Origin of the sequence: Micromonospora sp. NPDC023737 (assembly GCF_040639715.1) — a bacterium.
Classification (GTDB): domain Bacteria; phylum Actinomycetota; class Actinomycetes; order Mycobacteriales; family Micromonosporaceae; genus Micromonospora.
The window spans coordinates 132410-155173 of record NZ_JBFAAL010000002.1; the positions used below are offsets into that span (position 1 = coordinate 132410).

Annotated in this window: 26 protein-coding genes and 3 tRNA genes; 18 read left to right on the forward strand and 11 right to left on the reverse strand. The window is 68.0% G+C overall.

What is annotated here, in order from left to right; all coding sequences use genetic code 11:
- Positions 1 to 66: 66 nt before the first annotated feature.
- The 8 genes from AB0F98_RS05950 to AB0F98_RS05985 form a co-directional block, all read right to left on the reverse strand.
- Entirely contained in the window at positions 67 to 366 is a 300-nt protein-coding gene (locus AB0F98_RS05950; RefSeq protein WP_357729419.1) for a hypothetical protein, read from the reverse strand.
- Positions 363 to 611, reverse strand: a complete 249-nt coding sequence (locus AB0F98_RS05955; protein ID WP_357729422.1) for a hypothetical protein — start codon at positions 609 to 611, stop codon at positions 363 to 365. Before AB0F98_RS05955 ends, AB0F98_RS05950 begins: the two co-directional genes overlap by 4 nt.
- A gap of 142 nt (positions 612 to 753) precedes the next feature.
- Positions 754 to 2964 (reverse strand): cell division protein FtsK, encoded by a 2211-nt coding sequence (locus tag AB0F98_RS05960; RefSeq protein WP_357729425.1) that lies wholly within the window; start codon positions 2962 to 2964, stop codon positions 754 to 756.
- Between the two features lie 96 nt (positions 2965 to 3060).
- A complete protein-coding gene (locus tag AB0F98_RS05965; protein WP_357729428.1) occupies positions 3061 to 3237 on the reverse strand; it encodes a hypothetical protein in 177 nt (58 codons plus the stop codon).
- Positions 3238 to 3253: 16 nt separating this feature from the next.
- Positions 3254 to 3685, reverse strand: coding sequence for a DUF3307 domain-containing protein (locus AB0F98_RS05970; protein ID WP_357729433.1), 432 nt, complete (start codon positions 3683 to 3685; stop codon positions 3254 to 3256).
- A gap of 92 nt (positions 3686 to 3777) precedes the next feature.
- Entirely contained in the window at positions 3778 to 4587 is an 810-nt protein-coding gene (locus tag AB0F98_RS05975; protein WP_357729436.1) for an ABC transporter permease, read from the reverse strand.
- Positions 4584 to 4958, reverse strand: coding sequence for an RRQRL motif-containing zinc-binding protein (locus tag AB0F98_RS05980; RefSeq protein WP_357729439.1), 375 nt, complete (start codon positions 4956 to 4958; stop codon positions 4584 to 4586). Before AB0F98_RS05980 ends, AB0F98_RS05975 begins: the two co-directional genes overlap by 4 nt.
- A complete protein-coding gene (locus AB0F98_RS05985; protein WP_357729442.1) occupies positions 4958 to 5206 on the reverse strand; it encodes a DUF6284 family protein in 249 nt (82 codons plus the stop codon). Before AB0F98_RS05985 ends, AB0F98_RS05980 begins: the two co-directional genes overlap by 1 nt.
- Before the next feature lie 407 nt (positions 5207 to 5613).
- Between AB0F98_RS05985 and AB0F98_RS05990 the strand changes: the two genes are divergently transcribed.
- The 3 genes from AB0F98_RS05990 (at position 5614) to AB0F98_RS06000 (ending at position 8454) form a co-directional block, all read left to right on the forward strand.
- Positions 5614 to 6480: a GntR family transcriptional regulator gene (locus tag AB0F98_RS05990; protein WP_357729445.1), complete on the forward strand. Its 867-nt coding sequence runs from the start codon at positions 5614 to 5616 to the stop codon at positions 6478 to 6480.
- A complete protein-coding gene (locus tag AB0F98_RS05995) occupies positions 6477 to 7166 on the forward strand; it encodes an HAD family phosphatase (protein ID WP_357729449.1) in 690 nt (229 codons plus the stop codon). Before AB0F98_RS05990 ends, AB0F98_RS05995 begins: the two co-directional genes overlap by 4 nt.
- 172 nt (positions 7167 to 7338) lie before the next feature.
- Positions 7339 to 8454, forward strand: a complete 1116-nt coding sequence (locus AB0F98_RS06000; protein WP_357729452.1) for a three-Cys-motif partner protein TcmP — start codon at positions 7339 to 7341, stop codon at positions 8452 to 8454.
- Here the strand turns inward: AB0F98_RS06000 and AB0F98_RS06005 are convergent.
- On the reverse strand, positions 8395 to 9198 hold the full coding sequence (locus AB0F98_RS06005; RefSeq protein ID WP_357729454.1) for a phage Gp37/Gp68 family protein: 804 nt from the start codon (positions 9196 to 9198) through the stop codon (positions 8395 to 8397). The genes AB0F98_RS06000 and AB0F98_RS06005 overlap by 60 nt on opposite strands.
- Before the next feature lie 206 nt (positions 9199 to 9404).
- Positions 9405 to 10379, reverse strand: coding sequence for an HNH endonuclease (locus tag AB0F98_RS06010; RefSeq protein ID WP_357729457.1), 975 nt, complete (start codon positions 10377 to 10379; stop codon positions 9405 to 9407).
- A gap of 738 nt (positions 10380 to 11117) precedes the next feature.
- Between AB0F98_RS06010 and AB0F98_RS06015 the strand changes: the two genes are divergently transcribed.
- From AB0F98_RS06015 to AB0F98_RS06030, 4 genes are all read left to right on the forward strand, one after another.
- Positions 11118 to 11597 (forward strand): GNAT family N-acetyltransferase, encoded by a 480-nt coding sequence (locus AB0F98_RS06015; protein WP_357729460.1) that lies wholly within the window; start codon positions 11118 to 11120, stop codon positions 11595 to 11597.
- 286 nt (positions 11598 to 11883) lie between these two features.
- Entirely contained in the window at positions 11884 to 12381 is a 498-nt protein-coding gene (locus tag AB0F98_RS06020; RefSeq protein WP_357729463.1) for a SigE family RNA polymerase sigma factor, read from the forward strand.
- Entirely contained in the window at positions 12378 to 13478 is a 1101-nt protein-coding gene (locus tag AB0F98_RS06025) for a hypothetical protein (RefSeq protein WP_357729466.1), read from the forward strand. Before AB0F98_RS06020 ends, AB0F98_RS06025 begins: the two co-directional genes overlap by 4 nt.
- Before the next feature lie 249 nt (positions 13479 to 13727).
- The gene (locus tag AB0F98_RS06030) at positions 13728 to 14597 is read left to right on the forward strand and encodes an AraC family transcriptional regulator (protein WP_357729469.1); all 870 of its coding nucleotides are present in this window, start codon (positions 13728 to 13730) and stop codon (positions 14595 to 14597) included.
- A gap of 42 nt (positions 14598 to 14639) precedes the next feature.
- Here AB0F98_RS06030 and AB0F98_RS06035 read toward each other — a convergent pair whose 3' ends face one another.
- Complete coding sequence (locus AB0F98_RS06035) at positions 14640 to 14840, reverse strand: hypothetical protein (protein ID WP_357729472.1); 201 nt, start codon at positions 14838 to 14840, stop codon at positions 14640 to 14642.
- 819 nt (positions 14841 to 15659) lie between these two features.
- Between AB0F98_RS06035 and AB0F98_RS06040 the strand changes: the two genes are divergently transcribed.
- From AB0F98_RS06040 to rplA, 11 genes are all read left to right on the forward strand, one after another.
- On the forward strand, positions 15660 to 18185 hold the full coding sequence (locus AB0F98_RS06040; protein WP_357729475.1) for a bifunctional diguanylate cyclase/phosphodiesterase: 2526 nt from the start codon (positions 15660 to 15662) through the stop codon (positions 18183 to 18185).
- Between the two features lie 94 nt (positions 18186 to 18279).
- A tRNA-Thr gene (locus AB0F98_RS06045) sits at positions 18280 to 18352 on the forward strand.
- A gap of 22 nt (positions 18353 to 18374) precedes the next feature.
- A tRNA-Met gene (locus AB0F98_RS06050) sits at positions 18375 to 18447 on the forward strand.
- Positions 18448 to 18578: 131 nt separating this feature from the next.
- Positions 18579 to 18746: a 50S ribosomal protein L33 gene (rpmG, locus tag AB0F98_RS06055; protein ID WP_007073056.1), complete on the forward strand. Its 168-nt coding sequence runs from the start codon at positions 18579 to 18581 to the stop codon at positions 18744 to 18746.
- Between the two features lie 124 nt (positions 18747 to 18870).
- The gene (locus tag AB0F98_RS06060) at positions 18871 to 19317 is read left to right on the forward strand and encodes a MaoC family dehydratase N-terminal domain-containing protein (protein WP_357729478.1); all 447 of its coding nucleotides are present in this window, start codon (positions 18871 to 18873) and stop codon (positions 19315 to 19317) included.
- 1 nt (position 19318) lies between these two features.
- Positions 19319 to 19711: a MaoC family dehydratase gene (locus tag AB0F98_RS06065; protein WP_357729481.1), complete on the forward strand. Its 393-nt coding sequence runs from the start codon at positions 19319 to 19321 to the stop codon at positions 19709 to 19711.
- A gap of 152 nt (positions 19712 to 19863) precedes the next feature.
- Positions 19864 to 19936, forward strand: a tRNA-Trp gene (locus tag AB0F98_RS06070).
- Between the two features lie 210 nt (positions 19937 to 20146).
- Complete coding sequence (gene secE, locus AB0F98_RS06075; RefSeq protein ID WP_357729484.1) at positions 20147 to 20539, forward strand: preprotein translocase subunit SecE; 393 nt, start codon at positions 20147 to 20149, stop codon at positions 20537 to 20539.
- A 38-nt stretch (positions 20540 to 20577) separates the two neighbouring features.
- Complete coding sequence (gene nusG / locus AB0F98_RS06080) at positions 20578 to 21300, forward strand: transcription termination/antitermination protein NusG (protein WP_076466682.1); 723 nt, start codon at positions 20578 to 20580, stop codon at positions 21298 to 21300.
- 183 nt (positions 21301 to 21483) lie between these two features.
- A complete protein-coding gene (gene rplK, locus AB0F98_RS06085) occupies positions 21484 to 21915 on the forward strand; it encodes a 50S ribosomal protein L11 (protein ID WP_076466681.1) in 432 nt (143 codons plus the stop codon).
- A 79-nt stretch (positions 21916 to 21994) separates the two neighbouring features.
- Positions 21995 to 22711, forward strand: coding sequence for a 50S ribosomal protein L1 (rplA, locus tag AB0F98_RS06090; RefSeq protein WP_076466680.1), 717 nt, complete (start codon positions 21995 to 21997; stop codon positions 22709 to 22711).
- Positions 22712 to 22764: the final 53 nt, after the last annotated feature.

Here is a 22764-nt window from a genome sequence, read left to right on the forward strand (position 1 = left end):
GGACGCGTTCGGTGGTGTGGCAGTAGCGGCCAGCGGTGCCGATCCAATGGCCGCACCGCCCGCCGGTCACCGCGCCGCCCGCCCCGGACGGGGCCGGGCGGCGATCGCGGCGCGGGTGGCGGCCTGCCGCACGTCGCCGAGCAGCCCGACCAACTGACGGCGAGCGGCCACCTCGGTCGGCGCGAGCGCGACGCGGACGCGTACCTCGGCGTGCTCCCGCCCGGCGACGGTTCGGACGCGCACCAGCACGGCGCGGGCGTGGCCGGCGTCGACCACGATTTCCGGCGAGCGGTGCTCACCGAGGCCGCAGCGGTGGTCGCGCCCGCACCAGTCGGTGTGCGCGTCGCGGCCGGTGCGGCGGTTCATCGGTGCGCCTCGGTGCGCAGCCGGCGGAAGTAGTTGAAGACGCGCCGGCCGGTGCGCAGCCGCAGCCCACGGTCGCAGCGGCGGCAGGCACGGGGGCGGCGCAGGACGCGGGTGGTGGTGTGGCCGGTTCCGGAGCAGCGGTCACAGCGTTTGAAGGGGTTCACCGCGCACAGCCCGGCGTAACCGAGCGTGACGACGATGGGGATCGCGGCAAGGACGATAGCGGCGGTCAGGTGGGGGTTCACAAGTGCCTCCCAGGGCCGTTTTCGGGTGCACGAGGCCACGAGCTGCTATCCGCTAAGCCGCAGCTCATGATTCGGTTCGGGTGCTAGCGGTGGTGCTAGCGCTAGCAGGTCAGGCCGCTAGCGCTAGCACCCTCCGGAGTTGTCAGCCGGCGGACCGCTTGCGGTCACGCTCCGCGATCGCGGCGAGCAAGTCGGCGTGCTTGATGCCGCGCCGGGTGACGGGCTTGCCGTCGATGCGCCGCCCCACGTCGGCGACCTTGATCGCCGCGTGCGGCTTGAGGGCCGTGGTGAGCTGCGCGGCCTCCCAGCCGCCATAGACGTCGGGCCGAAGCTCGGCGAGCAGCCCGCACAGCGTCTCGTTCCACGCAGCCTTGTCGTCGCCCGGCCACACCCGCGCGAGGTCGCCGAGCATGTCCGCCACCGGGGCAATGTCGCGGGTCTGCTCGTCGGGCTTGGGCAGGGTGCCGGCCGTCTGCCGCAGCGCGACGGCCCGGGTGACGATGCGGCCGGCCGCGGTGGTGTCGACGTAGAACGACCGCACGGATGCGGCCTTGGGGCCGAAGCCGCGCAGGATGCCCCAGCCGGCCTCGCTGACCGGCTGGAACACGGTCGCCCGGTAGCCGTTCTTGTACGCCGACGTCCCGAGGATCATGTCGTTCGCCGTCTGGTCCGCGACGGAGAGGCAGAAGCGGGAGTTGACGTTGCGGGTGATGCCGGTCGGCAGACTGTCCTTGTCGGGGATCTGCGTGCCGATCAGGATGATCACCCCGAGCGCGCGGCCGAGCTTGATGACCTTCTCCAGGATTTCGCCGGCTTCCTTGCCGTACTTGCTGGTCATCAACTCCTGCAACTCGTCGAACCACGCGACGAGCGGGTGAAGGCCAGATCCCTTGAGGCTGGCGAGTTCCGGGGTGACCTTGTTCTCGGCTGCCTTCCCGAGTCGGGCGTAGTGCTCGATGCGCTTGGAGCGGCGGCGGCACTCCTCGTACAGCCACTCGATGAAGGCGAAGCAGCGGGCGAGGGTGTCGTCATCGAAGCCGTTGCCGTACTCGGACATGACCGGTTCCAACACGGCGAAGTCCCCGACGCCCTTGAGTTCGTACCCGCGAATCTCGGCGCGCGGGTCCAGGGCGGCGGCGAGGATGAGATCGCGCAGCGCGAACGTCTTCCCGCTGCCGGGCTGACCGCCGAACAGGAAGTTGCGAAACATCAGATCGACGCTCACTGGGTCGAGGCGGGGCGTGGTGGCGAACGGAAACGGCTTGAACACGTCCACCCGCGCGGTGGCGGACAGCAGCGGCCACGCGGGTTGCTTCATCTGTGACGCCGGCTCATAGCCGACCCACAGGGCGAGGCGGCCGGTGTGACCGGGTGCCGGTTCGGGCCACACCTGATCGAGCGGCAGGCGCATCGCCGAGGCCAGCTTGCCGCGGCGGGCGACCACCTCGGCGGCCTCCACGCCGTACGGGAGGTCGACCACGGCGAGGTGGCCGGGGCCGTCGCGGTGGATGTCGACCGGGAACGTGATGGCCTTCGGGTCCTTGGCAACCGCGCTGTTGATGGCGGGCATCTGCAACGAGGTGAGCGCGCGGCGTACGAGGTCGGCGGTCAGTTTGCGGTAGCGGGTGCCCTCGGACACCCGGTCGGTGAGCGGCTTGTCGGCCGGGCGGCCTCGGGTCGCCAGTAGCGGCACCACGACCGCACCGGCCACCCACCGCCACCACTCCGGCCCGGCGGCGAGGACGATCACGCCGGTTCCGGTGCCGGCCGTGCCAGCGGCGAGGACCCACCACCGCCACACGCTCTGCCGCTGCCGGCGGGCGTCCAGCTTCAACCAGGTGTCGGCGTCACCACGCGTCGCCGCGGCTTGCCGTAGGTGCCAGTTGCCCTCCTCGGCGGTCGCCCACCGCAGCGCCTGACCAATCCCACGCACCGCGCCGATCGGTGCCCACGCGAGGGCCTTCACCGCATACTTCGGCAACCGGACACCGTGGTAGGCGGCCACGTAACCGGCGTCCTTGCTCTGATGCTTCACGGCGGCCCGCAACGCCCGACCGGAGCGCGCCCAGTCGGCCAGGATCGGCCGCCGCTCACGCTGCCGGGACAGCACGTCACGCGGGATGTCCTCGGCCATGTCGACCGGTCCGCCGCGGCGTTCCGGCCCGTCCTCGATGCTCTCGGCGTCGTCGTCGCCGGTGTCGTCGTCCTCGGCCGGCGGGCGCTGCCGGGGCGCCCGGCGGGCGCGGGCGTCGTCCAAGTCGACCACCTCGGCGCCCGCGCCGTCGGTGGTGTCGGTCAGGTCGGCTTCGGCGGCCTGCCAGTCGAAACGGTCGTCGTCTCGCGGGGACGTCATGATGGGGGTTCCTCCAACGGTCTGTCGGATCGGATGGGGGCCGGCGGCGCGGCGCAGGTTGGTAGCCAGGTGGCCGCGCCGCCGGGTCGTGCCGTGTCAGCGGTCCCGGACGGTGACGGTCCGGCCGCACTCACCGCACATGGCGGCGGTCTTCTCCGCGTCGCTGGTCATCCGCAGCCAGTCAGTCCGGTTGCCGCACGGGCAAACCAGCTCCTGACCACCGCGTCGCACTCCGCCGTCACCGAAGACGGCACCGAACGAAAACTTGCTCACAGGGGTTCCTCTCAGGTCAGGCCGCGCAGAACAGCGCAGCGACGAACAGGAAGCCGAAGTGCCACGACTGATCGAGCGCGTACATGCCGCCGCCTCGGGTCAGCCAGAACGGGTCCTTGCCGAGCAGGTCGGCCAGACGCTTGAGCGGGGTGCGCCGGTCGGCGATGTAGTGCGACACCGCCGAGACGGTCAGTCCGACGCCCACGCCCCACGGGTCCAGCCGCAGGCCGGTCGCGAGGATCAGGGTGGCCAGGGCTACCAGGGCGGTGAGGGTGTAGGTGGCGACGTGCGCGGCGCAGGCGAGGCGGCCCGGCCATCCGGGCTCGCTCTTGCAGTCGGCTTGGTGTTGGGTCTGGATCCAGTGGTCGGCAACCTGGTGGGCGGCGTAGAGGGTGGCGAACACGGCGGCGAACGCGGCGGCGTGCGCGCCGGTGGGGTCTGCGAACATGGGTGGTCTCTCCCGAGGTCTGATGGCTGAGGGGTGGAGGGCCGGCGGTACGGCATCGGTTTCCAGGCCAGGGGCCGTGCCGCCGGGCGGGGCTAGTCGTGCGAGCGAACGAGGTGCGCGAGTGCGGCGCCCATGCCGAGCACCGCCACCGGGAGGCAGGCCACGGCGGTGGTGATCCACCACGGGGCCGAGGTGACGCCGGCCGCTTCCAACAGGTGGTAGGCGACCTGGCCGAGCGCGCCGACGAGCAGTGAGGCGATGGCGGACCACTTGGCGAACCGGCGTGCCCGCTCGGGTACCCGGCCGGACAGCCAGACGTAGAGCGCGTACGCGCCGTACGTCTCGACGCCGATCGGCAGCGTGATGGCGGAGTTGATGGAGAAGCCGTCCCAGATGCCCGGCAGCGGGTGGACCACGCCGAATCCGGTGAGTCCGCCGAGTCCGACCCACCCGGACCAGATCGCGACGAACGCCGGCAGCGCCAGCAGCACCACCGGCCACACCACCGCCGGACGGGGCGGCTTGGCCGGTGCAGGCGGGGTGGGCGTGTCCGGGTGACTGACCGGCGTGACCTCGGCGACCGGGTCGGCCGGCGTGATCTCCGGCGCGGGGGCGGGAACCGGCGAGACAGGCGCCGCGGAATCGGGCGCGGCCGGGGTCGGCAGCGGGTCCGGGCCGATCGGCTCGGTGTAGTCCAGTCGGGGTGCGGGCGGCTCGGCCGGGGGCTCCGGCAGCAGCAGCGCCCGCAGTTCGGTCGCCTTCGGCGCGCCGATGCGGAACTCGGTCATCAGCCGGTTCCGCGACGGGACCGCGCCGAGTTTGTCGGTGAGCTTCCGGGCGGCCGGCAACAGTTCCTCGATCGGCTGGGGGTACTTGGTGCCGTTGATGGTGGGGGCAGTCATGCGGCGTCCTCCTGGGGGAAGGCGCAAGCGAGGCATTCGCCCAGCGAGCGCGGGATGTAGTAGGGCCGCACCACGCCGCAGACGCGGCAGGTACGCCGGGCCGCTAGCGCGGCCCGGATAGCGCGGAGTTGTGCGGGAGTGGCGGTGCGCTTGGGTCGGGCCAGGTCGACCCGGTACAGGTAGGCAGCGCGGGTGCCGCCGACACCGCGCCAGAGGATCTGTGCGGCGATCGGTTGTCCGCCGGGGCGTAGGCCGGCGGCGGTCAGTTGGCGGCGGGTGGCGTAGCCGGGCGGGGCACCTTTCCACCAGTAGGTGGGGATGCCGTACCGCGCGCCCTCGGGGTCGTAGTAGGCGGCGCGGATGCGGGACATCAGGCTGTGCGGCGCGGGTTGGTGGTGCGGGTGGCCAGCTCGGCGGCGGCGCGGGTGACGCTGGCCTCGGCGCGGCGCAACCGCCGCCAGTCCAAGGGCGACGGGCTGCCGCGATCCTCGGCGTAGAGCATCGTGATCTCAGCGTCGAGCAGGTCCAGGTCGGCCGCGATCAGCGGCCATTCCGCCTCGATCGCGGCCAGGTCGGCGGCGGTCGGCTCGGCGGTCACGGGGGCAAGGCGCTTCCTCACAGGAAACCTCCGGGGGAGTCGATGTGATCGGGGAAGCCCCGGGGTGCGACCAGACGGCCTCACCCCGGGACGAACAGAACAAGAGGCAGAAGCCCAAACCGCGCGCCGGTTCCGGTCCGCTCGCCCGGCTCGCCCGGGACCTACCGGGGTCGACCACCATGTGGCTCAAGGCGGGGATGCCGCGGACGGATCTACGCGGCGCTTCTGCTGTGAAGTTCTCAATGAACGACCACACGACCGGCCCGTGGGCATGCGCAGCGCAACGCGCCACCTTCCCCGACTTCCGCCCGGCTTGTCGTACCTGGCTAGTCAGGTGCGACGAGATGACCGTAGGGCGGCTTGGCTAGTCAGGTCAAGATGACGCGGCGAACTTTCCTAACTTGGCTAGTCAGCGCTACCGTGAGCAGGTGAGCGAGAACCTCGACTTCCTCGGCCAGCTGGATCCCGACGACCCGAAACAGGCGTCGCAGCAGATCGCGAACAAGCTGCGCGCGGCCATCCTCACGCGTCGACTCGCCCCTGGCGACAAGCTGCCGTCACAGCCCGAGCTAGCCACCCGCTACGGCGTGGCGCGCGAGACCGTCAAGCGAGCCCTAGACCTGCTCCGAACAGAGCGGCTGATCGTGACCCGGCAGGGGAGCGGCGCGTTCGTTCGCGCGCAGACACAGCGGGCCGTAGAGCTGCGGCCGCACATCGAAGCCGCGTTCGAGCGGCCCCACGTCACCATCGACTTCGCCGGCTTCTCCGGCGAGACGCTGCGCGACGCGCTCGCTGAAGCGCTCGACAAGGTGCGAGTCGGCCGGCTCGCGCCAGAGACGATCGCCGTGCGAGTCCTGATCTCCGACATGACCGTGCCGATGGCGCTGCCCTCACGCGCCGAGACGCAAGCCGACGACCCGGCCGTACGCGAACGGGCAGAGCGGATCACCCGCCGTGCGGCGGACGGCATCATCGATCAGGTGACCGAGTTGGGCGACCTCGGCCTCATCCGGTCGACCACCGTCGAGGTACGGATGCACCGGGCGTCCCCGCTGTTCAAGCTTTACATCCTGAATGGCGAAGAGGTCTTCTACGGCTTCTACCCCGTCGTTGAGCGAACCGTCTCCATCAAGGGAGAACCGATGGCCATCTACGACCTGATGGGCAAGGATGTGCCGCTTTTCCACTACGCCGTTACCGACGACGACACCTCCCACGGCACTCAGTTCGTGGAGGCATCCCGCCAGTGGTTCGACTCAGTGTGGTCGACCATCGCCTACCGGTACGACGGATGAACGCCGACCTCCGTCGACTGCTCGGCGAGGTCGGCGCAGTCCTGCTCGACTTCGACGGGCCGGTGTGCAGCATCTTTGCCGGCTATCCGGCGCCGCAGATTGCGACCGAACTGGTTGACGTGCTCTGGCGTCAAGGCGTTGATGTTCCGCCAGACGTCGCCAGCGGGTCAGACCCACTTGAGGTGTTGAGGTGGACGGGGTCTACCGAGGATCCGGAGGCCACGCGAGCGGTTGAGGATGCGTTGTGCGCGGCAGAGCGTCGCGCCGCGACGACCGCCGAGCCGACGCCCTATGGACGGGAAGTGATCGTGGCGGCCCGGCAGGCAGGACGGCCGGTGGCTGTTGTTAGCAACAACTCCGCCGGAGCGGTGACTGAATACCTTGTTGTGCATCGGCTCGCCGGGCATGTGTCGCCGATAGTCGGGCGGGCGTACGCCCAACCCGCCCGCATGAAACCCAACCCCGCACCAGTCCTTCAAGCGGTGCGAGTCCTTGGTGAAGAGCCAGACCGCTGTGTCCTTGTGGGGGATTCATTGTCGGACATTGAGGGGGCGCACGCCGCAGGAGTGCGAGCAATTGGTTATGCGAACAGGCAGGAAAAACTTCAAAAGTTTTTGGCCGCCCGAGCTGATGCGGTGGTGACCAGCATGGGCGAGATTGCTCAAGCGCTCATCGCCCCTGAGTAGCGGCGACAGCATCTCGCCATTGCTCTGTCCAAAGTGGGAAATTAGGCGAAACGCGGCGCAGGTGCACCTATAGCGTTTAGCGAATGTTTCAGGCTTATGAGACATCGGCTCTTGCAGGGCTTCCGTCGGACCTCGTTACGTGGTGTGCTGATCACATACGAGGGGAGTGTTCGTGACGACGCGTAGCCGTGGCCCGAAGGCGACGACCTGGCCAATGGAGCCTCACACCAAGGCAAAGCACCTGATCATGCAGCGCTACCTCGGCGGCTGGTATCCGATTCTCGGCAAGTACAACGGCCGTGTCGTCTTCTTCGATGGCTTCGCGGGACCTGGTGTCTATAACACAGGGGACGAGGGGTCGCCGGTAGTCGCGTTGAAGACGCTACTTGATCACCCGTACCGAACGCGCTTGGAGTGCGAGTTCATCTTCATGTTCGTCGAGCCTGAGAAAGATCGCGCTGAAAGTCTACGGGACGCCATCTCTGATCTAGAGCGGGAATACGGCGGTTTCCCCAAGAACATTAAGTGCGCCGTGTTCAACACCACTTTCACGGATAAGGCGCAGGAGATTGTAGATCTGCTCGCGGAGCAGAAAAAGAAGCTTGCGCCCACCTTCGGATTTATTGACCCGTTCGGCTTCTCTGGGGTGCCGATCGAGTTAATCAGTCAACTGCTAGCCTTCGATAAGTGTGAAATCTTCTTCAACTTCATGTACGACAACATCAACCGGTTCGCTACCGCCGGGAACGTTGACCACCACCTTGAGGAACTGTTTGGCTCTGCCGACTATCGGAATGTCAAGGGCTTGAAGCCTGCTGACCGGATCGAATTCCTGCATCAGCTCTATGATGACCAGCTGCGGGACATCTGTGGCTTCCCTTACGTGCAGCGCTTTCACATGTACCGAACGGATGGGCACATCGTCTATACGCTCTTCTTCGGTACAAGGAACCTCGCCGGGCTGCGTGTTATGAAGGATGCGATGTGGAAGGTTGATCCCGGCGGCGGCAACTGCTTCCACGATAGGTTCGCAGGAGTTGACGTCTTGTTCGGCGAGACGGTGGACCCTGAACCGTTGAAGGTGGACTTGTCGCGACACTTCGCCGGCCGCGCGGTGTCGGTGGCCGAGATCGAAGAGTACACGCTGATCAACACGCCATATTCGGCAAGTCACTGGAACCGGCTGGTGCTCAACCCTCTAGAAAAAGCGGGGAAGATCGAGGTGATTTCAAGCACGCGCAAAAAGCGCTTCACCTTTCCGCCGGGAACCGTCGTCCGGTTCCTCTAGCCGGTAACCATTTGGCATTCCGCTCCAAAGCCTTCCTTCAAGCATCCGGCCGCCGGACTTCGAGGTAACACCGCCCCATTGCTTGAAAAAGAAAGGCACGTCCGCCGCGACGCAAGCGTCGCGAAGGCCAGTCGCCCACTCCGGTGCCATCACCCGCGCATCTTGTCCGCTCTCCCCACCCGCGATGACCCAATCAATCTCAGAAAGGCCGACGTCGTCGAGAGGGCCAAGCAATGGCTCGGCTGAGATGAACCGAACTGCTGCCGGTACTCGACGCAGGTGGTCGACTCGGAAGTAGTACTTCGAGCTCTCGACACTTACTCCCATCCAGACGTTGGACGGCCAGTCGAGATCAGGAGCGAGACGCGCGAGGCGCAGGGACCGCTTTGTGAGAATCTGGTAAGTGTGTTGCGGTGTCTCGGCGCATACCTTCAGCACTCGCTTGATGTAGTCGAGAGGAACTTTTGCGTGAAACAAGTCGCTCATCGAATTTACGAAGACCAAGCGAGGGCTGCGCCAGGTTAGCGGAGAAGCTAGAACGCGCTCGTGCAGCGTGACCCCAAAGCCGGGCCCGGAGGTTCTCGGATCGCCGTCCTCGTTGTATTTGGAAACGCCCATTGCCTTCAATCTCTTGGCAAGGGTTAGCGCGTAGCAGTTATCGCAGCCCGGCGAGATTCGGTCGCATCCCGTTACCGGATTCCAGGTAACCTCGGTCCACTCAATCTTGCTTTGCCGGCGCGTCATAGAACAAGTGTACGATAAGGGTTCGACGAAATCAATTGGTCTCCTCAAATGCTTTATGGGTCATCTATGGCGTTTGATCCTATTTTGGCAACTCCGACTCTTGATACTGGCTCAACGCTGCGGACACGCTACGGCAACGCCCCGGCCCCCGGCCCCCGCTTAGAGCGCCGCCGTCGTTGACTGGCCATCGACGGGCACGCGATGACTCAGTCGTCGTGAGATTGCGAAGCCACGAGTTCCGCTAGCGCCTCGACGGTTAGCCAGGGGCGCATGCGGTGGATCATGCGGTGGCAGTTGGAGCAGATGAGGGCCAAGTCGGTGAGCTTGGTGTTGGTTTCACCGGTCACGTGGAGGGGCGTGCGGTGGTGGCATTCGATGTAGTCGCGTCCCCGCCCTCCGTAAAAGCGCTCAAAGTCGAAGCCGCAGGCTTCGCACGCGATCGGCACGCCGCGGCGCTTTGCGTCCGCAAGCTTCCGGCGGCGTAGCTTGGGATCGCGCTCCCGGCGGAGGTGCGCACGCAAGGCTAGGCCTCCCTCCCTGGCTGACACCTCGTCAACGTCGGGCTCGGGAAGATCTACGGTCGGCTCGACACTGCCCCCGCGTAGAAGCTCACGGATGCGGGCCGCCATGGCTCGCATCTCCTCAGGGCTGGAGCGAAACTCCTCACGGACCACCTTGTCGAGTTGGTTGCCGTTGCTTCGGTCCGAGACGATGTTGTAAGTCTTCAAGGCGACGCCGGCTGGGTTGCGAAAGTCAGGGTTCCGACGGCCGCGGTGGATTGCGGTGCTCTGCAGCAGCTCCGAGAGGGACTTGACCCGGTGGTCATTTGCATCTAGCTGTCGCCAGCTGTTGGCCTCGACCAGCTCGCACGCCAAGATGATCTCGTCTCGGGTCCAGTCGGGGTTCGGCAGGAACTCGACCGTGAAGCCCAGGGTTTCGAGGCGTTGCGCCACGATCCTGTCGCCACCATTGAAGTCCGTGGGCCTCCAGGCGGTGCCGGTGCTGACGCCATGCGCGTAGCCGATGATGGGCCTGGAGTCGTAGAGCTGTCCCTGAAAGTCCAGGTAGTACGCCTTAGAGCGACCGAACCCGGTGGACTTGAGGAACTGGTGGCGCCCAAGGCGTTCGAACTCCCGTATGGCTGTGAGCACGTTCGCGCGAGTTACGTCGGATAAAGCCACGACCGCACAGTACGACTCGCGAGCGGTGCCCGGGCACCCGTGCTGTGTCCCATGCGTGTCGTGAGGGCTGGTAGGAGCGGCGTTCGTGCTGGTCAGAGCGTCGGCTGTGTCGCACTGTAAATCCGTCGCGAAAGCTACAGAGGTTCGAATCCTCTACCCGCCACCAGGCAACGGCAAGGCCTCTGAACTGTGAGAACGTGGTTCAGAGGCCTTCGTCGTTTCCCGCGCGGTTGACCGCTGCTGTTCCTCATCCTCCGACCGATCGGGCACGTAGCAGGTACGTCCTGGAGCTGCGGCACTGCCCGGACGGGAACCGGTTGGTGACGCGAGACGAATTTCCTGGCGCACTCTTTGATGACCTACCGGCACATCGCGCGGGTCAGTTGGCGCTGCTCCAAGGCGCTGAGCTCGTCGCCCGGTATGCCGGCATCGTGCCTGGAGCCGATCCATCGGCGCCGCGAGCGACACACCCGGAGGACAGCCAACGGACGATCGGGCTGCGGGAGGTCGTGGAGCGGCTTCGGGACTGCGGGACGGTGCTGCCCGTGGAAGCGCCGCGACCCTGCTTCCCCTGGGCCTGTCCCGGTGTCGGCATCGATGTCTGCTAGCTTCCCCGCTCGACGATCATGTTCGTGAAGAGCGCCGGCCCGATAGCTGTCACAGCCGGGGTGACCTGCACTTCGATGGGCAACCGACAGTTGATCGCGACAAAGTGCCGAGCGGGGATGGAGGACGACGGTGAGGGCAGAACTTCCAACCAGGCCTGTTGACATCAAGCGAATCGGACTCGATGAGGTCGATCAGGTTACCGAGCTCTTCCTCGGATACCTCGAGTTCTACAAGCGCCCGAGCGAGCCGGAAGTGGCAAGGGCGTTCCTGACGGAGCGGCTCAAGCGAGATGAGTCGGTCATCCTCGTCGCGAGGACGGCGGGCGAGCCGGCACCGCTTGGTTTTGCTCAGGTCTACCGGTCGTTCTCCTCCGTTTCCATGACTTCGGTGTGGATTCTCAACGATCTCTTTGTGAGCCCGGAGGCCCGTCGTCTGGGGGTCGGGCGGGCGCTGGTCAGGATGGTTGTCGACCTGGCTCGATCGGCCGGCGCCGCTCGCGTCATTCTCAGCACGGACGAAAGCAACACCTCCGCACAGACCCTGTACGAGTCGGAGGGCTTCACCACCGGCCACCCAGTGCGCCACTACGTCCGGCGCACCAACGGGTGATACGACCGGAAGCCGGCATCTGAAATCGGTTCGCCTCTTGGATGCCCTCGGCATGGTCCGGGTCGAGGGCTTGGAGAAGGTCGACGCGCGTCAGGTGATGTACGCGGCCGCCCGCCTGCGAGCGGGCGCGCAGCCTGCCAGTAGGTGCACAGAAGGCCCTATCAGCAAGATCGCCAGGTGAGGATTTTCTGGCCGGGGCGTGCACCCGGCGCAAGTTCGCTTGTCGGGCAACCTTCCTGGGTGTCGGTCGGGTAGTAGCCGGTGACTCGTCTTCTAAGGAGAGCCGGTGGCATCGAGCGATACGTTCGCTGAGTTCGTGGCGACACGATCACCCCGTCTGCAACGCACCGCCTATCTGCTCACCCATGACTGGGCGCAGGCTGAGGACCTGCTGCAGATGGCTCTGGTGCGCGCATGGAGCGCGTGGGGGCGGATCGACGGGGACCCGGAGCCGTACGTGCGCAAGGTCCTGGTGAACGTCTACGCCTCGTGGTGGCGGCGTAGGTGGCGTCACGTCGAGCAGTCGATGTCGCGGTTGCCGGAGCCTCCCGCGATCGACCACATCTCCCTGGTGGACCGCCGGGACGAGGTGTGGCAGGCGTTGGGCAGGCTGCCCCGGCGGCAGCGGGCGGTGTTGGTGCTGCGCTACTTCGAAGACATGACCGAGGCGCAGATCGCGGACGCGATGAGCATCTCGGTGGGCACGGTCAAGAGTCAGGCCAGGAAGGCATTGGAGAAGCTGCGACTGGACGAGTCGCTGACGTTGGAGGCGGCGCACCGATGATCGATCTCAGGGAGCTCATGGATGAGCGGTCGGCTCACGGGGTGCCGGTGCGTGGACGTCTGGAGCAGGTCCAGCGGGCGATCGCGGTACGGCGGCGCAGGCGGGCCGTGGCGGGAGCTGCGGCCATGGTGGCGGCGCTCGCGGTGGCGGGTGCCTCGACCGTCGCCCTCAGCGGGAAGCCGACTCAGTTCGCTCCTGGTTCGGCGACCCCACCGGCCGGGGAGTCGACCGTCAGCCCGCGGGCCGGGGAGCCGACCGTCAGCGCGTCGGCCACCGCGAAGCCGGTGGCGGGCCGCAAGATCGCTCCCTTCGCCGAATACTCCCGTGGCTACCGGGTGGTCGCCGTCGGCAGGGCGCCGGTGAGCGCCAGGAAGGTGACGCTCACCTGGGAGGTCACCTCGACGGACGTCCGCTTCTTCAGCTACTGCCCGGGCCTTGCGAGCAAGCACATCTCGCTCGACGCCGAGATAGCGATCAACGGCGAGCCGGCCGCCACCTCGATGAACTGTCTTTCCGAGCTGCATCAGGACCCGACGGGTTCCGAGTCGCGCCTGGGAGTGAGTGTCGGTGACACGGTGACGGTGACGTACACGGTCACTGGCGCGCAGGACATGACGGGGGCCGGCCGTCGGCTTCCGACGATCCCGGCACAGGGCACCCTGCACTTCGCCGTGGCCGAGAAGGTGCCGTTCACCCAGTACCCCCTGCCGACCCGGCCGGCCAGACTGGAGCCGCCGAATCCGGACGGCATGGCGAGCGAGCCCGGTACCAGGGTCGTGCACAGCGATCGGGCCGATCCCAACAAGGCCGTCAGCATCACCATGCCCTGGCATCGGGGTTACGACTTCACCGTTGTCCCGCAGACGCCCGGCATCTATGGCGTCTCCGTGAACGGTGTCACCGTGCTCACTGGCGAGGTCTACGACTACTCCGGCAGCGGCCCGAACGCGAGCTGCCAGGTCAAGCGGAACGATCAAGGGTTCTGCCTGTCGGAACTGCAGTCGGTGCGAGACGGCGACGAGGTCACGGTCACCGTCACCGCACAGCATGCCACCGGCCCCTGGCTGGCCGAGCTTCGCTCGCAATGGCAGGACTGATCGGCCCGACGTCCGTGCGGCGACACGTCCCCGAGGCCGAGGCGGTCCAGCTCGGGCTGAGGCATCACCCGGCCGACACTTGTCTGGGACAGCGGGACAGCTGTGGCACAGCACCGGCAACGAGCGCAGCGGGGCAGCGGCACGAGGATGGGCCGGCGCCGCAACGGTCCGTACATGATCGGATCGGACCGCAGCGGTCGGGTGCGGCCGGGGGTTCCTCGGCCAGGCTTGACGTCGAAAGGAGGCCTCGTGATCTCGGCACTCAACCGGCTCGTCGACCTCGTCGAGGAGCATCTCACCGAGGAGTTCGACGTCAACGGACTGGCCAGGACGCTCGGCACGACCGAGTACCACCTGCGCCGGATGTTCTCGTCGTTGGCCGGCATGCCGCTGTCGGAGTACGTGCGCCGGCGGCGCATGACCGTCGCGGCCGCCGACGTCGTCCGCGGCGAGGACGACCTGCTGAGCATCGCCGTCCGGCACGGGTACGGCTCGACCGAGGCGTTCGGACGGGCGTTCCGGGCGGTCCACGGTGCCGGCCCCGGTGACGTTCGCCGCGACGGAGGCCCCCTTCGCACTCAGCCGCAGCTCAGGTTCCGCCTGACCGTCGAAGGGAACATCCCCATGGACACCCGCATCGTCGACCGCCCCGCATTCCGGCTCGTCGGACACGCCGCCCGGGTTCCGCTGATCCACCACGGCGTCAACCCGTACATCCAGCAGCACATCACCGCACTGCCGCAGGAGGAGCATCTCCGGCTGAAGGCCCTCAGCAACACCGAGCCGGGTGGCCTGCTGCAAATCTCCGACGACGTCGACCCCGACAGCACCGAGGGCAGCGAACTGACCTACCTGCACGGGGTCGCCGTGTCCCGGGACACGCCGATGCCCGACGACCTCGACGCCATCGAGGTGCCGGCCGGCATGTGGGCGGTCTTCCGTACCACCGGGCCCCACCCGCAGGCACTCCAGACGGCCTGGGCCGCGACCGCGACCGCGTGGTTCCCCGCCAACCCGTGGCGTCTGCGGCCGGGGCCCTCGATCGTCGCGATCCTCGAGCGAGCGGACGACTTCAGCACCGCGACCTGCGAGCTGTGGCTGCCCATCGAACCGATCTGACGTAATGCCTGGTGTCGCCGGGCAGCCTCGCCGTCGTCTCCGTCACCGCACACGTGGCGTGGTCGACGCGCGGCTGTCCGGCGTCCGGCCCGTCACCGCAGGCAAGTCCCCGGGAGCCGACGGCGCGGACTTCCGCGACCGACCCCACAGTCCCCACTCGCGCGCACCCAGGTAGAGGAACGGCAGCAACAGCAGTACGTCGGCGACATGCGCGATCGACACCTCGCGGTTGATCCGGCTCATCGGGGAGGCGATTGCGCCCAAGCAGACCTGCGGGTGAACCGGCTCGTCGGGACGGCAATCGCGCCCAGGCAGAGCAGTACGCCGACGCTGGCAGCTCGGCGCGGGTCCAGCCGAGCACCACGCCCAGCGCGAACAAGGTGAGCGGAAAGAGTCTGTGTCGGGCTGGCGGCAATCCCTGGCGACAGTCGGCGTTGTCGTGAGAATAGTCGTAGAAATCAGGTCAGCGCCCGGGTCGACGATCGGTTCCGTGGAGTGACGGGATTGTCCGTGACGCGCCGTTGCCCCGTCCGATTATGGTGGTCGATGTCCGAGTCGTTGTGGCGGAGGCGGCATCTGGGCTCGTGACCATGACGGACAGTGGCCGGGCCGGATGCGTCGGGCTGCTCCGAACGGTCTAGGCGAAATGTGTTGAAGGTCGTAACCGACGTCAACCGAATCAGCTTCGGACGTGTCTCAGGGCTCTGATCTGGCGCGCCGCGCCCGGGCCGGGCGGTACGAACGGAACCACTGGCCCGACGGGGCGGCTCGCCGCTTTCCTGTACACGGAGTGTGTGGCACGATCGTGGAACCTTCACCCCCCCTTGACCACCCATGCCGACAGGAGTTTCAGATGTCTGGTCGTAAATTTGGCCGGCTGTGGGCCGTGTCGCTGGCAGTCGCTGCCCTCGCCGCGGTCGCTCTTGGCACCATTGGTGCGGAGGTGCAGACCGCCGACATCGAGTGGGGCGCTCCGGCGAGCCACAGCGTTTCCGTTTCGAGATGACTGCGGCCGGCCCTCGGCCGGTGACGCCGCAGCTCCGGTGACAAGGGAGCAAGGCGGTGTCGACTAAGCAGGTCCCGCGGCGGACCACGGAGCACGCCTGGCTGATCACGGCCCCGCTTGCCGGGGTCGCGCTGGTCGGCTGTCTGATCCTCGCGCTGTCCGCGAACATCGAGCTCTCCCACTGGCCGATAGCCGTGGTGCTGTTCGTGGTCATGATCGCGGCAGGCATTCCGACGCTCAGCTTCGTGCTCCGCCGCCAGGCCGTGGTGGTGACCCTCACCGAGATCCCACTCGTCCTGGCGCTCTACCGGCTGCCGCCGGTGCTCGTGGTGCTGGTGGCGACCGCGGCCGCGGTCGCCACGCAGATCCACCGGGGCTACGCGCCGCCGAAGTTCTGGTTCAACGTCGCGCGCGTGGCCGCCGGGGTCTCGGTCGCCGGACTGGTGGTGACCCCCGCCCGGCCGTTCGGAGGGGTAGGTCCGGGCACCTGGACGGTCCTCTTTGCCGCAGTCACGGCCAACTCGGTCATCAGCCTGGTTGCCGTGGTGGGCGTGATCAGCCTCCTTCAGGGCTGGCAGGGCACCCGTGAGACCGCGAGCATGGGCGTGCAGGTCTTCCTGACGACCGCGCTGAACGTCGCGATCGGGATGCTCATCCTCATTGCGTTGGTGAACACGCTGTGGTCGGCCCTTCTCCTGCTCGCGCTCGCCGTTGCCGGCGTCCTGCTCTACCGGTCGTACGCGCAGTTCCTGCGGCAGCACCGCACGCTCGGCGACATGTACGACCTGACCCGGGCCATGACCGAGGCTGGGCAGGAAGGCAATCTCGCGGACGCCCTGCTCGGCCGCATCCGCGCCCTCATGCAGGCCGAGTACGCGACCCTCTGGCTGCCCGCCCAGGGCCGCCACCCGGAGGTCCTCCTGACGGCCCGCCTCGACGACCGCGGCCTGCTGGACGTGGCGCAGACGCCGGCGATGCTGCGGGAGCGCACTCGCGAGACCGGCCAGACCATCGCCCTCGGCCGCGCGCTGCGGGGCGATCCTGAACTCCGCCGGGCGCTCGGTGACTCCAAGGTCAAGGACGTCATCGCCGTGCCGCTGCGCTCCGGGCAGGCAGTGATCGGCACCATCGAGGTGGTGAACCGACTCAGCGACGTGGGCCACTTCGCCCCGGGCGACATCCCGATCTTCGAGACGGTGGCCGCGCACGCCGCAGTGGCGCTGGAGAACTCCCGGCTGGTCGACCGGCTGCGGCACGACGCGTACCACGACGCGCTGACCAAGCTGCCGAACCGGCGGCGGATCACCAACGCCCTGGGGGAGTCGGTGAAGATCCGGGCGCCGGGCGAGGTGGTGGCGCTGCTCCTCTTCGACGTGGACGGGCTGCGCCAGGTGAACGAGTCCCTCGGGCACGCGGCCGGCGACAAGGTCCTCGCCGAAGTGGCCGCCCGGCTGCGTGCGTCCGCGCCGTCGTCGGCCCTGGTCGGCCGGGCGGGTGGCGACGAGTTCCTGGTGACCATGCGGCTGGAGAGCGCGGACGAGGCACTGGCGCTCGCCGCCCAGCTACGTGAGCAGATCCGGGACGAGATGATCTTCGACACGCTCACCCTGGACGTGGACACCGCGGTCGGGGTCGCCGTGCACCCGGATCACGGCAGCGACGCGGCGACGCTGCTGCAACGGGTGGACCTGGCCGCCACCGCGGCGAAGGCGGTCCCGGGCAGCGTCCAGCTGTTCAACCCGGCGCTGGAGTCTCGGTCGCTGCGCCGGCTGGGCCTCGCCGGTGACCTGCGCCGGGCGCTGGACGAGGGGAAGCTGGAGGTCTACTTCCAGCCCAAGGTCACCCTCCGGGGCCGGCGTCTGGTCGGCGTCGAGTGCCTGGCTCGGTGGGAGCATCCGACGCACGGCACGGTCGCTCCGGAGGACTTCGTCGCCGTGGCGGAGCACACCGGCCAGCTCGGCCGCCTCACCGAGCTGGTGCTCCGGGAGGGGTTGCGGCGTAGCCGGGACTGGGCCCAGGCCGACCAGCCGCTCTCCGTGGCAGTCAACATCTCCCCGCGTACGCTCAACGACCAGCACTTCCCCGACCGGGTCAGGGAGCTGCTCGACGAGTACGGGGTACCGCCGCAGCGGCTCACCCTGGAGGTCACCGAGGCCGGGGTGCTCGACGGCACTGCGCGGCCCATCCCCACCCTCCGCCGGCTCCGCGATCTGGGCGTACGGCTGTCGGTGGACGACTTCGGTACGGGCGACTCGTCCCTGGCGCATCTTCGCCGGCTGCCGGTGCACGAGGTGAAGGTCGACCGCTCGTTCGTGCAGGGCATGGCGACCGACCCGGGGGACCTGGCGATCGTCAACGCGGTGGTCACCCTCTCGCAGCAGTTCGGCCTGGCCGTGGTGGCCGAGGGGGTGGAGAGCGAGTTGACCTTGGAGCTGCTTCAGGACATCGGGTGCGAGATCGGGCAGGGCTTCCTCTTCAGCCGCCCGCTGCCGTACGAGCGGCTGGAGGCGTGGTTCGGGGCGCAGGTCGACCCGGCGACGATCACCAGTGGTGAGCTTCCCCGGCTGCGTGTCGTGCCCTGACCTGCGGAAACTTCGCCCGCGGGGATCCGATTTCCCGTGTCGGGTCGGGCCGTGTAGTCTTACCTCTGCGCGGCCCCACGGGGAGATCGCGCAGGCCCCCTTAGCTCAGTCGGCAGAGCGTCTCCATGGTAAGGAGAAGGTCTACGGTTCGATTCCGTAAGGGGGCTCTGGGGTCGCTTGACCCACCGCGGCGGTGTAGCTCAGATGGCAGAGCAAGCGGCTCATAATCGCTGTGTCGCCGGTTCAAGTCCGGCCACCGCTACTCTCGTCCTCCGGGCGTGTTCCCGGTGGTCAGTGAGAAGGGCGCCACAGGCGCCCGCTTTGCATGTCCGCGTCAGCAGCGCGTACGCTGTTGCGTCGTAGTTGTAACCGTAGCGAGGAAGGCACTCCGTCGTGGCGAAGGCGACCGATGTCCGGCCGAAGATCACTTTGGCGTGTGTGGAGTGCAAGGAGCGCAACTACATCACGCGCAAGAACCGTCGTAACGACCCGGACCGCATCGAGCTGAAGAAGTTCTGCCCCCGGGACGGTCGGCACACGGTCCACCGCGAGACCCGCTGACCCACGGCCGGCTCTGTCCGGCCGCTCCAAGCTCCATCCGATCGCCGATCTGACCGGCCGGCGCGGCATCTGCCGTGGCTGACCGCTCGGGTCGGCGTTCGTGCTTTACGTGTAGGTTCGCGGCATGTCCCTGGACCCGTCCTACGTCGGCCGCACGTACCCGCCGACCGCCCCCTACCAGGTGGGCCGAGAGAAGATCCGCGAGTTCGCCACGGCCATCGGCGCCACCGACCCGGCCCATCACGACCCCGAGGCCGCTCGTGCCCTCGGCCACCCCGATGTGGTGGCCCCGCCCACCTTTCCCTTCGTGGTGACGATGGCCGCGACCCAGCAGATCGTCGAGGATCCGGCGGTGGGCGTCGACTACAGCCGCGTCGTGCACGGCGATCAGCGGTTCGCGTACACCCGGCCGGTGGTGGCCGGAGACGAACTGGTCTGTGTCAGCACCATCGAGGACATCACCAACCGCGGCGGGCACGGCTTTCTGACCACCCGCACCGACATCGCCACCGTCGCCGGCGAGCCGGTCGTCGCGGTCTGGTCCAAGCTCGTCGTACGTGGGGAGGCCTGACATGGAGCTGCCAGCCAGGACGTTCCGGGTGACCCGCGCGGACCTGGTCCGCTACGCCGGCGCCTCGGGCGACTTCAACCCGATCCACTGGAGCGACCGGATCGCCACCAAGGTCGGGCTGCCCGGCGTCATCGCGCACGGCATGTTCACCATGGCCCTGGTCGGCCGGGCCTTGGCGGAGTGGGCCGGCGCGCCGGACGCGGTGGTCGACTACGGGGTCCGGTTCACCCGGCCCGTCGTGGTGCCTGACGACGACGAGGGCACCGAGATCGAGGTGACGGCCGTGGTTCGCGAGGTCACCGAGGACGGGCTCACCCGGCTCGACATCACGGCCACCTGTCTCGGCGACAAGGTGCTCTCCCAGGCCCGGGCGACCGTCCGGACGTCGCGCTGACCCGACGTTCGTAGGGCGCCGACCTGGGGCGCGGACGCGCGATGGGTGGACCGGTTGGGAAAGTGGGCCGCCTACCCGTACACTGGTCCGCCGTGGGGCAAGTGACCCCTGCTCGACCCGTCCTGGGCCGAGTGGGGTGAGCGTTGCCGCACAGGGGTGTAGCTCAATTGGCAGAGCAGCGGTCTCCAAAACCGCAGGCTGCAGGTTCAAGTCCTGTCACCCCTGCGCCTCAGGCCTGACCGTTCCCGTGGGTCGCGCCGCCGTGTAAGGCGGCGTCCGGCCCGTGGTGGTGGCATCGGCGGGGTGGTTCGGAGGCATCGGGCCACCGGTCGATCCGCCGGCCGCGGCCCGTCGCGGGACGGTTGGGCCCGGCCGGCGTGACCAGCGCCGCGCACGCCGCCCGGCGTGCGAACCCGAGATCCCGCGGAGGGCGAAGTGGCCGAGAGCAAGCGGCGCGGCGAGGATGCCGGCGACGATCGTCTGAACGACGAGACCGTCGACGACGTTGCCGGCGACGACGCCACCGACGCGGACGAGCCGGTTTCCCGCGGCGGCACCGCGACGCGGTCCCGCGCGAAGGCTGAGTCGGCCGACAGCCGGCCCAAGACCCGGACCGAGACCGACCGGGTGGGCCTGTTCGGCCGCATCGGCCGGTTCTTCCGCGAGGTCGTGGCCGAACTGCGTAAGGTCATCTGGCCGACCCGCAAGGAGTTGCTGACCTACACGGCAGTCGTTGTCACCTTCGTCGCGGTGATGTTGACGATCGTGGGTGTCCTGGACTACGGCTTCGCCAAGGGCGTGCTGTGGGTCTTCGGCAACCCCAGCTGACCGGCTGTACCAGCCGATAGTGACGGAAGTGAGCGAGCGTGCCTGAGTACGACGAGACCGCCGGCCCCGCGGACGAGCAGTCCACGGTGGCGACGGCGGCGAACGACGAGTCGGTCGAGGCCGCCAGCGAGCCGGAAATCCCGACCACCGAGGCCCCGTCGGACGAGGAGTTCGACCCGGTCGCCGAGCTGCGCCAGAAGCTGCGTTACGCACCGGGCGACTGGTACGTGGTGCACTCCTACGCCGGCTACGAGAACAAGGTCAAGACGAACCTCGAGACCCGGATCACCAGCCTCGACATGGAGGACTTCATCTACCAGGTCGAGGTGCCGACCCGGGAAGAGGTCGAGGTCAAGAACGGCAAGCGGTCCCAGGTCCAGGCGAAGGTCTTCCCGGGCTACATCCTGGTTCGGATGGAGCTGACGGCCGAGTCGTACTCATGCGTGCGCAACACGCCCGGGGTGACCGGTTTCGTCGGTGCCACCGACCGGGCCGACCGGCCGGCGCCGCTCTCCCTCGACGAGGTGCTCAAGTGGCTGGCTCCGGCGGTCGAGACCGAGCAGAAGAAGGCGAAGCCCGAGATCAAGGTTCTCGACTTCGAGGTCGGTGACTCCGTCACCGTCACCGATGGTGCCTTCGCGTCGCTGCCGGCGACGATCAGTGAGATCAACGCCGACCAGCAGAAGCTCAAGGTGCTGGTGTCGATCTTCGGCCGGGAGACGCCGGTCGAGCTGAACTTCAACCAGGTCGCCAAGATCTGAGTCCGGTTGCCGGCGGTGGGGAGCGTCCCGCCGCCGGCGCGGTCGTTCCTGCTCGACCTCGCCGTACGGGCGGAGCAGGGCCTGCGCTACCCTTGAACGTCGCTGCCTCGCGCCGCGCTGACCGTGCGCGCCCGCAGGGCGGTGCCGATGAGCACCAATCCGGTTCAAGCCCCAGGAAGAGACATGCCTCCGAAGAAGAAGCTCGTCAAGACGTTCACGCTTCAGCTGCCGGCGGGCCAGGCCACCCCGGCGCCGCCGGTCGGCCCCGCGCTCGGTCAGCACGGCGTGAACATCATGGAGTTCTGCAAGTCCTACAACGCGCAGACCGAGTCGCAGCGGGGCGACATCGTCCCCGCCGAGATCAGCGTGTACGAGGACCGGTCCTTCACCTTCGTGCTGAAGACCCCGCCCGCCGCCCGGCTGCTGATCAAGGCCGCCGGTGTGCAGAAGGGCTCGGGCGTCCCGCACACGCAGAAGGTCGGCTCGGTCAGCCGCGCCCAGGTGCGCGAGATCGCCGAGCGGAAGATGGCCGACCTCAACGCGAACGACCTCGACCACGCCGAGCGGATCATCGCCGGTACCGCCCGCTCCATGGGCATCACCGTCAGCGACTGATTTCGCCAGCACCGACCCGTACGGATCGTGGGAGGGCACGCGGAAGCGGCCCGCCAGAGACCACAGGAGTAACCAGAACATGCAGCGCAGCAAGAGCTACCGCAAGGCCGCCGAGGTCATCGACCGGTCCAAGCTCTACACCCCCGCCGAGGCCGTGAAGCTGGCCAAGGACACCACCAACGTCAAGTTCGACGCCACGGTCGAGGTCGCCATGCGCCTCGGCGTCGACCCCCGCAAGGCGGACCAGATGGTCCGCGGCACGGTCAACCTGCCGCACGGCACCGGTAAGACCGCCCGCGTGATCGTCTTCGCTGCCGGCGCGAAGGCCGAGGAGGCCGCCGCGGCGGGTGCCGACGAGGTGGGTACCGACGAGCTGGTCGCCCGGATTCAGGAGGGCTGGCTCGACTTCGACGCGGCGATCGCCACGCCGGACCAGATGGCCAAGATCGGTCGGATCGCGCGGATCCTGGGCCCGCGCGGCCTCATGCCGAACCCGAAGACCGGCACGGTGACGATGGACGTCACCAAGGCGGTCCAGGACATCAAGGGCGGCAAGATCACCTTCCGGGTGGACAAGCACTCGAACCTGCACCTGATCATCGGCAAGGCCTCGTTCAGCGAGGCGCAGCTGGTCGACAACTACGCGGCGGTGCTGGACGAGGTGCTGCGGGCCAAGCCGTCCGCGGCCAAGGGCAAGTACCTCAAGAAGGTCGTCCTCACCACCACGATGGGCCCGGGTGTCCCGGTCGACCCGAACGTGGTGAAGAACCTCCAGGAGGGCTCGGCCGAGGCCTGAGTCCCCGACCGTAAGGGGCGTCGCCACGGCTGTGGCGGCGCCCCTTCGCGTTT